At 66.4% G+C, this 14,172-nt stretch carries 14 protein-coding genes and 1 tRNA gene; all 15 read left to right on the forward strand.

Annotation, left to right across the window (positions count from 1 at the left end):
• Positions 1-117 precede the first annotated feature (117 nt).
• The 15 genes from IU452_RS06865 to IU452_RS06935 all read left to right on the forward strand — a co-directional run bounded on the left by IU452_RS06865 (position 118) and on the right by IU452_RS06935 (position 14,172).
• The gene (locus tag IU452_RS06865; RefSeq protein WP_195108028.1) at positions 118-594 is read left to right on the forward strand and encodes a PaaI family thioesterase; all 477 of its coding nucleotides are present in this window, start codon (positions 118-120) and stop codon (positions 592-594) included.
• A 32-nt stretch (positions 595-626) separates the two neighbouring features.
• On the forward strand, positions 627-1,469 hold the full coding sequence (locus IU452_RS06870; RefSeq protein ID WP_228816704.1) for an SDR family oxidoreductase: 843 nt from the start codon (positions 627-629) through the stop codon (positions 1,467-1,469).
• 168 nt (positions 1,470-1,637) lie between these two features.
• Positions 1,638-3,014 carry a glycerol-3-phosphate transporter gene (glpT, locus tag IU452_RS06875; protein WP_195108029.1) on the forward strand — a complete coding sequence of 459 codons (1,377 nt, stop codon included), beginning with the start codon at positions 1,638-1,640 and terminating at the stop codon, positions 3,012-3,014.
• A 122-nt stretch (positions 3,015-3,136) separates the two neighbouring features.
• Entirely contained in the window at positions 3,137-3,550 is a 414-nt protein-coding gene (locus IU452_RS06880) for a hypothetical protein (protein WP_195108030.1), read from the forward strand.
• 107 nt (positions 3,551-3,657) lie between these two features.
• Complete coding sequence (locus tag IU452_RS06885; protein ID WP_195108031.1) at positions 3,658-4,785, forward strand: PLP-dependent cysteine synthase family protein; 1,128 nt, start codon at positions 3,658-3,660, stop codon at positions 4,783-4,785.
• Positions 4,782-6,029: an MFS transporter gene (locus IU452_RS06890; RefSeq protein WP_324192475.1), complete on the forward strand. Its 1,248-nt coding sequence runs from the start codon at positions 4,782-4,784 to the stop codon at positions 6,027-6,029. Before IU452_RS06885 ends, IU452_RS06890 begins: the two co-directional genes overlap by 4 nt.
• A 94-nt stretch (positions 6,030-6,123) precedes the next feature.
• On the forward strand, positions 6,124-6,999 hold the full coding sequence (locus IU452_RS06895; RefSeq protein ID WP_195108032.1) for a 1-acyl-sn-glycerol-3-phosphate acyltransferase: 876 nt from the start codon (positions 6,124-6,126) through the stop codon (positions 6,997-6,999).
• Between the two features lie 40 nt (positions 7,000-7,039).
• A complete protein-coding gene (locus tag IU452_RS06900) occupies positions 7,040-7,750 on the forward strand; it encodes a class I SAM-dependent methyltransferase (protein ID WP_195108033.1) in 711 nt (236 codons plus the stop codon).
• A gap of 58 nt (positions 7,751-7,808) precedes the next feature.
• Positions 7,809-9,143 carry a DUF5933 domain-containing protein gene (locus tag IU452_RS06905; RefSeq protein ID WP_324192476.1) on the forward strand — a complete coding sequence of 445 codons (1,335 nt, stop codon included), beginning with the start codon at positions 7,809-7,811 and terminating at the stop codon, positions 9,141-9,143.
• Between the two features lie 121 nt (positions 9,144-9,264).
• Positions 9,265-9,349: transfer RNA gene (locus tag IU452_RS06910), tRNA-Leu, on the forward strand.
• A gap of 282 nt (positions 9,350-9,631) precedes the next feature.
• Complete coding sequence (locus tag IU452_RS06915) at positions 9,632-10,087, forward strand: lipocalin-like domain-containing protein (protein WP_195108034.1); 456 nt, start codon at positions 9,632-9,634, stop codon at positions 10,085-10,087.
• 8 nt (positions 10,088-10,095) lie between these two features.
• Positions 10,096-11,016 (forward strand): NADP-dependent oxidoreductase, encoded by a 921-nt coding sequence (locus tag IU452_RS06920; protein WP_195108035.1) that lies wholly within the window; start codon positions 10,096-10,098, stop codon positions 11,014-11,016.
• A gap of 31 nt (positions 11,017-11,047) precedes the next feature.
• On the forward strand, positions 11,048-12,001 hold the full coding sequence (locus IU452_RS06925; protein WP_195108036.1) for an alpha/beta hydrolase: 954 nt from the start codon (positions 11,048-11,050) through the stop codon (positions 11,999-12,001).
• Positions 11,998-13,074: a DUF6081 family protein gene (locus tag IU452_RS06930; protein WP_195108037.1), complete on the forward strand. Its 1,077-nt coding sequence runs from the start codon at positions 11,998-12,000 to the stop codon at positions 13,072-13,074. Before IU452_RS06925 ends, IU452_RS06930 begins: the two co-directional genes overlap by 4 nt.
• Positions 13,075-13,371: 297 nt before the next feature.
• A complete protein-coding gene (locus IU452_RS06935) occupies positions 13,372-14,172 on the forward strand; it encodes an AfsR/SARP family transcriptional regulator (protein ID WP_195108038.1) in 801 nt (266 codons plus the stop codon).

Raw genomic sequence — 14,172 nt, forward strand, 5'->3', positions numbered from 1 at the left:
CTGGAAACGACAGCGACACTGAGACTTTCGAAGTCGACGTGCCCCGGATTCGACACGATGCTGGAAAACATTTCTGACAGCGGCGCAACGCAGCCGCGGTGATGGAGGAAGCCACTCATGAGCGATGACGCAATTCACGGGCACGAACAGGTCCTGGAGCACACATTCGGGCTGCTGCGCAGCTTTCCGATCCCACCCGGAGCCAACCTCCAGCTTCCTCCGCCGTCGACGAAGACTTTGGACATGCAGTTCGAAGAGTATGTCCCTGCCAAATCGTTGACAGCGACGGTGACGGTGCCGCAGCAGTACGCGAACGCCGTGGGCCTGCTGCAGGGCGGATTCCTCTCGGCGATGGTCGATGACCTCTTCGGGGCGCTCAGTTACCTGACCGCGCGCGGTCCGACGACGAGTTTGGAGATGACGACCCAGTACATGCGCCCGGTATTTCCCGGAGAACGGCTGAGGTTGCACGCCGTGGTTCGCAAAGCCGGACGCGCGGCCATTTTCCTCGCCGCGGAAGCACGCAACGAGTCCGACAAGCTGGTGGCGACGGCGACGTGCACGCTGCAAGTGCTGCCGGTGCCGACTCCGTAGCCGCCGGTCCACCGACGAGGCAGAGGAACCCGATGACCATGAGTCAGCCGTTCGACTACTCGGATCGCAGTGTTTTCGTCGCGGGCGGTACGAGCGGTATCAATCTCGGCATCGCACACGCCTACGCGAAGGCGGGAGCCGACGTCGCCGTGCTGTCCCGTAGTCAGGAGAAGGTCGATGCGGCCGTCGCCGCCCTGCGCGAGCACGGTGGCTCGGTGCTGGGATTCGCCGCCGACGTGCGTGAATACGACGCCGTTGCCGGGGCGTTGACGTCGGCGCGGAACGAATTCGGTGAACTGGACGTGCTCGTGTCCGGTGCGGCGGGCAATTTCCCCGCGCCGGTCACCGCCATCTCGTCGAACGCGTTCAACGCCGTCATCGGCATCGATCTCGTCGGCACGTTCAACGTGCTGCGCGCGGGGTACGAGCACCTCCGCAAACCCGGCGCGTCGGTGATCACCATCTCCGCACCGCAATCCTCCATTCCCATGCCGATGCAGGTGCACGCATGCTCGGCGAAGGCCGGGGTCGACATGCTGACCCGAGCGTGCGCGGTCGAGTGGGGCGCGGCCGGTGTCCGGGTGAATGCGATCATTCCCGGTCCGATCACCGGCACGGAGGGGATGGCGCGGCTGGCTCCGACTCCGGAGATCGAGCAGCTCGTCACCGAGTCGGTGCCGCTGGCCCGGTACGGGACCAGCCAGGAGATCGCCGATTGCTGCCTCTGGTTGAGTTCGCCGATGGCGAGTTACGTCACCGGAGCACTCATACCCGTCGACGGTGGCTGGTCTCTCGGCGGCGCGGCACAGATGTTCATCGAGATGCGCAGACTCCTCGGCAACCCTGACCTCGCGGGCACCGGTTCGCGAGGTTAGGTCCTCGGACGGATTCCGGCGGCGACGGTCCTGCTACCGTCGACGCCGGAATTTGCCCATTGAGACAAACCGCAGCTAACGTGCCGCGTTGGCCCTCACCTGGCAGTGACGAGGGCTCGGCATGCGGTAATCCCGCATGCCGACAGTCGTGAGTGCCTGGAGGCCGGAATGCTGAGCATCCTCGCGCCCGCACCCCACCGGGAGCGGTTGCCCGAGAACCAGATCGATCCGCTGTACAAGCGGTTGCGGTGGCAGATCTTCATCGGCATCTTCTTCGGCTACGCGGCCTACTATCTCGTCCGCAAGAACTTCGCCCTCGCGATCCCGTACCTCACCGACGGGGAGCACGGCGACTTCTCCAAAGGCCAGATGGGCCTTGTGCTTTCGGCGATCTCGCTCGCGTACGGCGTCTCCAAGTTCGTCATGGGCCTGGTCTCGGACCGCGCCAACCCGCGCGTGTTCCTGCCGCTGGGCCTGGTGCTGTCGGCATCGGTCATGATCCTCATGGGCTTCATGGAGTGGACGACCTCCAGCGTGCTCGTCATGTTCGTGCTGCTGTTCGTCTGTGGCTGGTTCCAGGGCATGGGCTGGCCGCCCGCCGGGCGCACCATGGTGCACTGGTGGTCGCAGAGCGAGCGCGGCCGCATCGTGTCGGTGTGGAATACCGCCCACAATGTCGGCGGTGGCCTGCCGCCGCTGCTGTTCCTGCTGGGGATGGCCTGGTTCCACGACTGGCGGTCGGCGTTCTACATGCCCGCGTTCATGGCGATCATCGTCGCGGCCATCGCCTACATCCTCATGCGCGACACCCCACAGTCGGTGGGCCTGCCGCCGATCGAGGAGTACAAGAACGACTACCCGAAGGACTACTCGGCCTCCGACGAGGTGGAGCTCACCACCAAGGAGATCTTCACCCGCTACATCCTGCCGAACAAGCTGCTCTGGTACATCGCCTTCGCGAACGTGTTCATCTACCTGCTGCGCTACGGCGTCCTGGACTGGTCTCCGACCTACCTCAAAGAGGTCAAACACTTCACCCTCGACAAGTCGTCGTGGGCCTACTTCCTCTACGAATACGCGGGCATTCCCGGAACCCTGCTCGCAGGATGGATGTCGGACAAGGTGTTTCGCGGCAACCGCGGCGCCACCGGCGTATTGTTCATGGGCCTGGTCACCGCGGCGACCATGATGTTCTGGATCGCCCCGGCCGATATGCCCGGGGTCAGCATGGCCTGCATGATCGTCATCGGCTTCCTCATCTACGGCCCGGTCATGCTCATCGGCCTGCACGCCCTGGAGCTGGTGTCGAAGAAGGCTGCCGGTTCGGCGGCGGGTTTCACCGGCCTGTTCGGCTACCTCGGCGGCTCGGTCGCAGCCAGCGCCGTCATCGGCTACACGGTGGACCATCTCGGCTGGAACGGTGGCTTCACCATCCTCATCGGCGGCGGCGTCGCCGCGGTCCTGCTGCTGATCCTCACCATGATCAGCGAGAAGAAGCAGCAGGAGGATGCGGGGCCGGTCGACACCGCTGCGACCCGGTCGTAGCGCGGAAACCCCTATTGCAGGCAAACATCCGGCTTGCATAAACACCCCCTGGGGGTATGCTACGGAGTCGAGGAGTACGTCGAACCGCACGAAACCACGGGGATCGGAGGGTCGGGCCAGCGATGACGGTCATCGGTCGGTTGTGGCGCGGCGGCTCACTGCTGGCCCTGTCGGCAGCGGCGACGATGATCCTGGCCGTCCTCCACTGTGGCTTCGTCGGGCACGACGACACGCATCCGGCCGCCGCCCAGGCCCCCTCGGCGGCCGCCGTCGCTGGGCACGGTGCCGCACATGCCGAGGTCGACCATGTCATCGGGCACTGCCCCTCGCATGCCGCGCACTGCCTGCAGGCCGTCCTGCCCGGAGGCGGCAAACTCGGTGTGCTGCAACTGATCTCTTTCCTGCTGGCCGTGGCACTCGGTGGCGCAGCGATGGTGATCGCCGCGGCCGGTGGGGTGCGGGGGCCGCCGGCCGGAGCCGTTCCCGCGGTGGGGGGCCGCGACATTCTCACGCGAATCTGTATCGCTCGGCGCTGACAGGTCAGCGGCAGGCCGATGGTGTTGTTCGTCCCATCGGCCGGTGTGCGCTGCCCTGCTCACGTCCGCTCCGCCGCACGGCGGATTCGATACAGGAAGCGACAGTCATGAACAAGCTTGTGCTAGACGGCCCGGCCGAGATCCCGGCCGCACTGGTCGCCGCGCCCGTCGCCGCGCGACGGCCGCACGCACTGGTCGGCAATACCCCGGTCCTGTGGATCGGCGCCCCGATCGCCCCGCGGGGGCGAGGGTTCTGGGCGAAGCTGGAAGGATTCAATCCCGGCGGGATGAAGGATCGCCCGGCCCTGCACATGGTGCGCTGCGCCGAGCAGCGCGGAGATCTCGCACCCGGTGCGCGGATCATCGAATCATCCAGTGGCACACTCGGTCTGGGCCTCGCCCTGGCCGGGCTGGTCACCGGTCACCCGGTCACGGTGGTCACCGATCCGGGCCTGGAACCGATCGTCGCGCGGATGCTCGCGGCCTACGGCGTCGAGGTGGATCTGGTCGGCGAACCACATCCGACGGGCGGCTGGCAGCAGGCCCGCCGCGACCGCGTCGCCGAGCTGCTGGACCGGGAACCCGGCGCGTGGTGCCCCGATCAGTACAACAACCCCGACAACGTCGCCGGATACGAATCGCTGGCACTCGAGTTGGCCGGGCAGCTCGGCCGAGTGGATGTGCTGGTGTGCGCGGTGGGCACCGGCGGTCATTCCGCCGGGGTGGCGCGGGTGCTGCGGCAGTTCAGTCCCGAGATGAAGCTGATCGGCGTCGACACCGTGGCCTCTACGATCTTCGGCCAGCCCGCGGGCCCGCGTTTGATGCGCGGTCTGGGATCCAGCATCCACCCCCGCAACGTCGACTACGGCGCCTTCGACGAAATCCATTGGGTCGCACCGTCGGAGGCGGTGTGGGCGTGCCGCACCCTGGCCGCCACCCACTATGCCTCCGGCGGCTGGAGTGTCGGCGCGGCCGCGCTCGTCGCGGGCTGGGCCGCGCGGGTGCACGAGCCGGATGTCCGGATCGCGACGATCTTTCCCGATGGGCCGCACCGCTACTTCGACACGATCTACAACGACGCCTACTGCCGCGAACACGGCCTGCTGGATGCCGACCCGCCCGTCGAACCCGACCTCCTCACCCATCCCGGTGAGCGCGAGGTGACCTCGTGGACCCGCTGCACCACGGTTGTCGATCCCCACCGGCGGGACCTGGCCGCGGAGCTGCTGTCGTGACCGCGCTGACGAAGTTCCGCAGCTTCGACCCGGCCGCCCGGCTGCTGATGATCAATCAGTTCGGCATCAACCTCGGCTTCTACATGCTGATGCCGTACCTGGCCGGATACCTCTCCGGCCCCCTGGGACTGGCGGCGTGGGCGGTCGGACTGGTGCTGGGGGTGCGCAACTTCTCCCAGCAGGGCATGTTCCTGGTCGGCGGCACCCTGGCCGACCGCCTCGGGTACAAGCCGCTGATCGTGGCCGGATGTCTGCTGCGCACAGCGGGTTTCGGGTTGCTGATCTTCGCGACATCGCTGCCAGGATTGCTGTTCGCCTCGGCGGCAACCGGTTTCGCGGGCGCCCTGTTCAACCCTGCGGTGCGGGCGTACCTGGCCGCCGACGCGGGGGAGCGCCGGGTGGAGGCGTTCGCGGTGTTCAACATCTTCTATCAGGCGGGGATCCTGGCCGGACCGCTGGTCGGATTGGCCCTGACGGCGTTCGACTTTCGCGTGAGCGCCGCCGTGGCGGCGGTGGTTTTCGCCGCTCTGACGGTGGCGCAACTGTTCGCGTTGCCGCCGCGGCGATCGGTGGCGGCGACCGAGCAGACCTCGGTGCTGCAGGACTGGCGCACGGTGGTGTCCAACCGCCGATTCGTCGCCTTCGCGGCGGCGATGATCGGCTCGTATGTGCTGTCGTTCCAGGTGTATCTGGCACTGCCGCTGCAGGCCGAGTACGTCGCGGGTGCGCGGGCGCAGGCGGTGACCTCCGCCGTATTCGTAATCTCGGGCGTGGTCGCCGTCGCGGGTCAGTTGCGGATCACGGCATGGTTGCGCGGCCGGTGGGGGAGCGGACGCAGTCTCGTCGTCGGCATGGGGCTGCTCGCGGTGTCGTTCCTGCCGGTGGCGCTGGTCCCGGAACCGCAGCGGTTCGGGTCGGCCATCGCCGTTGCGGCGCTGCTGATTTCCGCGGCCGTGCTCGCGGTCGGGACCGCGGCGGTGTTTCCGTTCGAGATGGACACCGTCGTGGCCCTGGCCGGAGGCAGGCTGGTCGCCACCCATTACGGGTTCTACAACACCGTGGTCGGAGTGGGAATTCTGGTCGGAAATCTCGCCACCGGCGCGGTGGTCGGGGCGGCGCGTGCGGCCGATGCCGACTGGGCGGTCTGGGTCGGGCTGATGGTCATCGGCGCGGTCTCGGCCGTCGCGCTGTCTCGCCTGGATAGAGCCGATCGACCGGAAACCGTTCCGGCACAGTCCGGTTGACCGTAACGGCGCAAACGCGGTGAACGGCGAGGTGTAGTGGCCGGCGAGCCGGGTATGACCGGGGGCAGGATTCGCCGAACGTGGAAGTTGTCCGATGAAGTTGTTCCCCCTACCCACCGCACCGGTCGACGCGGTGGTCGACTGGGTCAGACGACAGGTGGCGCAGCACGTGCCCGAGGCGGATATGAGCGAACGCGATCCCGCGTTCATCTCCCGCATGCTCGAACCCACGTGGCAGCTGGCGCGCCTGTACTTCCGCCCGGAGGTGCGCGGCCTGGACCGGATCCCGCGGCACGGCCCGGTGCTGGTGGTGGGCAACCATTCCGGCGGCAACACCTCTCCCGAGGTCGTCGTGACCACCCTCGCCTTCACCCGCCATTTCGGCGTCGACCGCCCGTTCTATCAGCTCGCCCACAACCTGGTGATGCTGTTCCCGCTGCTCGGCCCGGTCCTGGGCAAGTGGGGCACGATGGCGGCGAACCCGGACAACGCCCGCGCCGCCCTGCGCAGCGGGGCCGTGGTGCTGGTCTATCCCGGCGGTGACTGGGAGGTCCATCGCCCCGCCTGGGAGGGCGACCGCATCGATATGGCCCACCGCACCGGCTTTCTCCGGCTCGCATGGCAGGAGAACGTGCCCATCGTGCCGATGGTCAATTACGGTGCGCACCAGAATCATCTGATCCTCACCCGCGGCGACCGGCTGGCCCGGATGCTGCGGCTGGACCGGATGCTGCGCTTGAAGGTGTTCCCGATCTCGCTGGCCGTGCCGTGGGGCGTCAACATCAGCGACCTCGCGGGCCACATCCCGCTACCCACCAAGGTCACCATCGAATTCCTCGAGCCGATCGATCTCCACGAAACCTTCGGCCCCGACCTCGATGTCGACCGAGCCTACGACCACGTCACCGGCCTCATGCAGCAGGCCCTGTCCCGCCTGGCCGACGAGAGCGCCCTGCCGATCGTCGGGTGAGACCGTCGACAACGATCCCGGCCGGGGGCTGGATGCAATGATGGATTTCGCCGAACTGTTCGATCCAGGCCACGACATCCGGGAGCTGGGCGACGGGATCTTCTCGGCGCTCGAGCCGGATTCCGGCCCGGCCTCCCGCACGGACCGGTTCGCCGGGCTCTACGACGCGATCATCGGCAACCCGATCTACAACCGAGCCGTGTGGGGCGCGTCGTCGCGGGAGTACACCGACTTCGCCACGGCCGCAGTTGGTTCGGGCGATGGCCCGCTGCTCGACGCCGGCTGCGGCACGGCCGTGTTCACCGCCGCCGCCTACCGTCGTACCGGCCGTCCGCTCGTCCTCGTCGACCGGTCGCTGGCCATGCTGCGGCGGGCCGCGGCACGAATCGGGACCCGGCACGCCGTGTTCCTCCAGGCCGACCTGTTCGCCCTGGACCGAGCCGGACTCCGGCCGCATGTCTTCGAAACCATCGCCTGCTACGGGGTGCTACACCTGCTGAGCGATCCGGCCGACGCGCTGCGGCGGCTGTCCGGGCAACTCGCTCCCCGCGGCAGCCTGTACGCGACCTCGTTGGTCGCCGAAACGGCCCGCGCCCGACGCATGCTCGCCGCCCTGCACCGCAGCGGCGAGGCTGCCACCGCGCCACGCACCACCACGGAACTGATCGAACAGATCCGACCGGCGGTGCGTGATCTCCAGGTGGCGACCAGGGGAGCGATGGCCTTCCTGACGGCGCGGGCGGCGACCTGAGCTTTCTTCCGCTTACCGTCCGTACGGTTGGTGTTCAACCCCTGTTTACGATGTCCGGGTGCTTGTGGACGACGTACACGGGGGCTCGGCCTCGACGACCGGATCGGTGGGTGTCGAGGAGGATCGAGGGCGTCGGCATCCATGGGTCGTGTGGAGCGGTGTCGCGGCGGCGGTGTCGGTGTTGGTGGGCGGGGAGCTCATGGCCGCGCACATCTCGGCGCTAGGGCCGCTGACCAGTTTGTTTCGCGATTATGCCGGGACTCCCAAGTCGGCGACGACGCCGTGGGCCGGATTCTTGCTGGCATTGGTCGGGATCACCACGCGCGCCCGGGTCGGCGCGCTGGCCGCGGCCGTCGCCCTCGACCTGATCTTCGTGGCCGCCCGGGCGATGGAGGGGCGGCCGTTCACCGTCGGTAACGGCCCGACCATTGTGCTCACCGCCCTGGTGGTGATCGCGGTCGTGCGATGGGACGGGCAGCGCCGTCGAACGGCCTTGCGCACCATCGCCTTCGGGGCGCTGCTGATCTTCGCCACGAAGGTGGGGGAGATCTGGCTGGATATCACCGCGTGGGCGTGCCCGACGGTTCTCGATCCGTATGTGCAGTTGGCCGATCATGCGCTCGGCAACCCCTCGTGGCTGGCCGGGCAGGCGCTCGACGCGGCGGGGCCGGTGGCGCTGGGCGTGGTGCGCTGGGTGTACTTCGAGCTCCCGGTCGCGGCCATCGTCGTCGCGTGCTGGCAGCTGCGCGGCGTGACCACCGGGGCATGGCCGCGGCATTCGCTGGTGCGAACGTTCTTGACGCTGGGTCTGGTCGGACCTATCTGGTATGTGGTCTTTCCCGTGGTCGGGCCGGTGCTCGCGTACGGTTCGCAGGGACAGGGTTTCGAGATCGCCGACGTGTGGCCCAGCATCGTTCCGGCGGCGCCGTCGGTGCTCGAACCGCTGCCCTTCGATGCGATCACCCCGCGCAACTGCATGCCGTCCCTGCACACCGCCTGGGCGTTGTCGCTGTTCATCCATTCCCGTCGCGGACCGCTGTGGCTGCGGTGGGGCGGCGCGTTCTGGCTGGTCTGCACCCTCATCGCCACCCTCGGGCTCGGCGCCCACTACGGCATCGACCTGGTCGTCGGCGCCATCCTGTGCCTGACCGTCGAATCCGCACTACGCGACCCGGACCGCGGCTGGGACCGCGCCCGGATCCGACTCGTGGCCACCGGCATCGCCCTGTTCATCGCGATCCTGCTGAGCATCCGCTTCCTCGCCCCCACCATGGCAGCCCACCCGATCCCGTTCGGGTTCACGATCCTGGCCGCGCTCGCGACGATGGGCCTGATGTTCTACAACACCTGGTTCGCGGCGAAGGACCACAGCCCCGTACCCGTCGCCGGTTGATCCGGTGGGCATGCGCCCCCGACATGATAGGCGGCAACCGGCCGGTGTGGCCGAAACCACCCCTTGGGCAACCGATTTCACTTCCGGCCCCATCATCGGCTAACCTTTTCGAGCACATCCGGTCCGGGTGGCGGAATGGCAGACGCGCTAGCTTGAGGTGCTAGTGCCCGACTAAGGGCGTGGGGGTTCAAGTCCCCCTCCGGACACAATCTTTCTTCACTGCGCCGTGGGTTCACAAGATCACGAAGCCAGGGTGGGGAAGTGTCGGTGGAAATCGGGGCGTGTGAATCCGCGGGGCGCGGTGCATAGTGGGGGTTGGGGTTCACTCCGGTAGCCGGGGCTGGAGTGGGCGGGAGACTGTGGTTGTCCCGCTTGGGTGGCTCGAGAATCACCTATCACACGGATGGAAACGTGATGACTCGTACTGTGTGCGGTTACAGCGGCCTTCGGCGGGTCGGCTCCGGACGGGCGGCCGATCGGGGGAACCCGTGCAGGCAAGTGATCTGATCGGGTGCTGGCGCCTGCTGTCGTACGTCGAGCTCGATGACGGCGACGTCGAACGGGTGGGTCCGCTCGGACCCGCGCCGACGGGACTTCTGATCTACGAACCGTCGGGATTCATGTCCGTGTCCATGGCGCGCACGCCGCTCGCCGGACACGTCGACGGCGGTGTCGGCCAGGAGACCTTCATGGGTTACGCCGGCACGTGGCGGTTGGACGGTAGTCGGGTCTTTCACCAGGTCTGGGTCAGCGCTCACCCGTTCCAGGTCGGCAGGGAACTCGTGCGGGACGCATCTCGCGACGACTCGGGCGAGATGCTGACGCTCCACGGCGAAGCAGTCATCGAGGGAAACCTTCAGCGCCGACGACTCGTCTGGACCCGCCAACATCGACCGACCTCGAATCGGCCGCCGAATCGACCAGAGAGGCACAACGTGCGATGAAAGCACTGATGGCACTGTCGTACGGACCGGTGGATGCGTTGACCATCGGTGACATCGAGACTCCGGTGCCGGGCCCTGGGGAGGTTCTCGTGAAGGTCGAGGCAGCGGCGATCAATCCGTTGGATATCGTCCTGATCACCGGCCTGGTCCGCGATGCGATGCCGGTCGCGCACCCGTTCGTTCCGGGACTCGATGCGGCCGGCACCGTCGAGTCCGTCGGAGAGGGCGTCACCGAATTCCGCCCCGGTGACCCGATCGTTGCATTCACCTTCGGATCCGGCGGTTCGCTCGCACAGTACGTACCCGCGACCGTGGGTCCGGGCCTCGTCCATCGGCCCGCCGACCTGGACCCGGCATCCGGCGCGGCGATCCCGGTGGCCGGAATGACTGCGGCAGCGGCGGTTTCGGCGAGCCGTCTCGGGCCGACGTCCACGGTCCTGATCGTCGGAGCGACCGGTGGCGTCGGCTCGTTCGCTGTCCAACTCGCGAAATCCGCAGGCGCTCACGTGATTGCGACCGGAACGCCGCACAGGGCCGCCGGCCTTCGACGTCTCGGCGCCGACGAGGTCATCGATCACACGAGCGCGGATGTCCTGGAGCGGACACGCGAACTCGTTCCCGCCGGTGTCGACGTAGTCATCGATCTCGTATCCCGCGGCGACGCGGTCGCCGCGAGCGCGGCGGCAGTGAAGGACGGCGGCAGGCTGGTGTCGACGAATGCGCATCCGGGCGAGCTCGCTCGCGGCGTTGCCGCCGAACATGTCGGGGTCGAGCACGGCGCAGACCAACTCGACGACCTGGTCCGACGGGCGGCCTCGGGCGAACTCGTGGCCACGATCGACTCCACCTACGGGTTCGTTGACGCCGTTCGAGCGGTCACGGACTTCGTCGGGAACTCGCACTTCGGCAAAGTCGTAGTCACGTTCTGAGAATCGAATCGACAGGGAACAGGGGGCGGCCGTGACATATGCGTTCGATGCCGAGCTGGCGCCGTGGGTCCCGACGATCCCCGCCTTGGACTACCACGACCTGCCGACCACCAGGGCGATACTCGCCCACATCTCGGCAAGTCAGCCGGCGGACACGTCCGGCGTACACGTCGGGACACATCGGGTGGCCGGGACAGTCGGCCAACCCGACACTGTCGTCCGCGTATACCGGCCGGTCACCACCCAGGGGAATCGCGCTGCCGCGCTGCTCTATCTGCACTGGGGTGGATATGTCACCGGAAACCTCGACACAGTGCACGCCACCGCGCTCCGGCTCAGTTGTGAGCTCGATGCCGTGGTGGTCAACGTCGACTACCGGTTGGCGCCCGAGCACCGATTTCCGGCAGCTCTGCTGGACTGCTACGCCGCGCTGCTGTGGGTCCGCGAATACGCACCCGACTTGGGCGTCGATCCGAATCGGATAGGAGTAGCCGGCGAAAGCGCCGGCGGCGGTCTGGCGGCGGCGCTGACTCTGCTCGCTCGCGATCGGGGCGGTCCGCCGATCGGCTTCCAGTCCCTCGTCTATCCGCAGCTCGACGACGGACTCGACACTGTCTCGGCTCGACAATTCGTCGACACACCCAAATGGGACAGGTCGACTGCGCAGCTGAGCTGGCACTACTATCTCGGCCCCTCGCTCGACGGCGACGTTTCGCCCTACGCCGCGCCCGCACGAGCCGACGACCTCTCGAATCTGCCTCCCGCCTTCGTGAGCGTCTGCGAATTCGACCCGCTCCGAGACGAAGGCCTCATCTACGCACACCGGCTCATCCAAGCGGGTGTGCCTACCGAGCTACACCACTATCCGGGGACATTCCACGGATCACTGTCGATCACCGATGCCGCCATCACCCGACGAATGCTGAACGACCAGACGGAATCGCTACGCAGGGCAATGCGGACCACGATTGGAGAGCTTCGATGATGAAAGACACTCTCCGCGTCGCGATCCTCGCGATCGCGAGCACCATGGTCTTTGCGCTGCAGATGTCGGCACGGGCCAGCGGTTCACCACCACACGTGTGGGACGACTTCAGGAACGGGTTCACCACAACCGGGCCCGACGCGAAGTGGGCCGTTCCGAGCGCCGGCTCCTGGTCGGCCTCCGACGGCGTGGCAACAACGCGGCCGAACCATCTGCAGGTCGCGCCGAGCGCGAAGAATCCACGGACCGGCGAGCCCGCCTTCAGCCTCACCGTCCCGCAGGAACCGCCGAACGGACAAGGGCTACCCGGCAGCCTCGACCATGTCAAATGGCTTGCCTTCATGAACCACACCGCGACCAGTGGTTACCAGGGCTTCGACGCGGTCGACGGCGAGGAGCTGGCCTGCGAGACCAAGAAGTTGTCCGGCCGGACCTTCGGTACCGCCGCCCATCCGTTCGGGGCGCACGTTGCCGACCCCGACGACGATCTGCGGTTGGCCTCGGTGGGGATGCCCGTCCTCGATCCGGAAACGTCGATGATCTTCGACTTCTTCGTCACCAACAAGCGGGTGTACGCCTTCTACGAGCGGGTGCCCGACTCGCGCCCCAGACTGGGAAACTACGCGGCCTTCACCTACGCGATACCGGTCGGCGACACGAAACCCGGTGCCCCCCATGACTTCCGGATCGCCTACACACCCGCTCAGCACACGGTGCGATGGATTCTCGACGGGCGGGAGGTCTTTCGCGTCGATAGGATCGGCGAACTCCTGCCGACCCGGGACAACCTCATGCTCGACAACGGAGGCGAACCGACCATCGTCAAGCCACGCCAATTGAGCTGCGGCATAGGGCTTTTCACGATTCTGGACGGTGCGCAACCGGGCGCTCGCATGGACTCCGGTCTGGTGCGGCTGTCCAGCGCACCCAACCACTACTTCAGGCCGAGTACCGGCGCGCCGAACCCGCAGTCATTTTTCGACGATTACAGTGCGGCCTCGAATCGGCTCTTCGGTCAAGGCGCCTCCCTGTCACTCCAGTGGTACAGCGTTTCGAGCCGAACGGTCGGATAAAGGTTTCGCCAACCTGCCTTGCTCGCGGGTTGCGAGGAAAATATTCCGCAATAGACGCCCCGAATTATCGGGGCAGCCCGCTTTTTTATAATTGTACCAAGTTTATTATTGTACCAAGTTCTCGACAATTAAGTAAACTCACAGGTTGAGTGCTCGACTTACGGAACCTGCCATTGTAAACTATGAATTGACGATGTAGAAGTCGTCTGTACCAAATCAATTCTAGCGTAGTTTCGTTCGAAATGTAGCGTTTCGGACGATGTGAACACTGAATTATCTGAGACCTGCGGGGGGCACGTGAAATACAAACTTCTTGGGTCGGTCGAGATTCTCGACGGCAGCGGGGTGCCATTCCGTCCGACCGCCGCGAAGATATGCCAGGTGCTCGGACTGTTGCTCATTCGTGATGAGGTGACAAGCGTCGACCTGATCATCCGAGAACTGTGGGGTGATGATCCACCCCGCAGCGCGATGACGACGCTGCAGACCTACATCTACCATGCCCGTAAGATGTTCGAGCAGAAGGGAATGGCCGACTCCGAAAACGAGCTACTGGTAACTCAACCACCCGGCTACGCGCTCCGCGTGAAGACTGAGGATATCGATGCGAAAGTCTTCGAAGGACTCGTCGCCGACGCTCGCTCGCTGTTGCTGAAGAATCGTCCCGAGGAAGCATCCAGGAGACTGACGCAGGCGCTCGATCTTTGGCGCGGTCCAGCGTTGGCCAACATTACACCGGGCGATGTCCTGCGCGGGCATATCACCTATCTCGACGAGCTCAAGATAATGGCTTTGGAACTCAGGATCGAAGCCGAGAAGGCCCGGGGCCGCGCGCGTGAACTCATTCCTGAATTACGGAGTCTGGTCGCCGCCTACCCTTTGAACGAGTGGTTTCATCGCGAGCTCATCCAGGGATTGTTCGCGGCCGGGCGACGCGCGGAATCGCTGGCGGCCTATCAGAATTTGACGGCCGTCCTGCGGGAGGAACTCGGTGTCGAGCCTGCGCCCGAATTGCAGCGTCTGCGTCACCAGATCATCACGAGCAACCAGGTCGTTGCGAGCACGATGCCGGCCGGCCTCGATTGCCGGTCGGCATAG

The organism is Nocardia transvalensis, from assembly GCF_015477765.1.
Taxonomy (GTDB): Bacteria; Actinomycetota; Actinomycetes; order Mycobacteriales; family Mycobacteriaceae; genus Nocardia; species Nocardia transvalensis_A.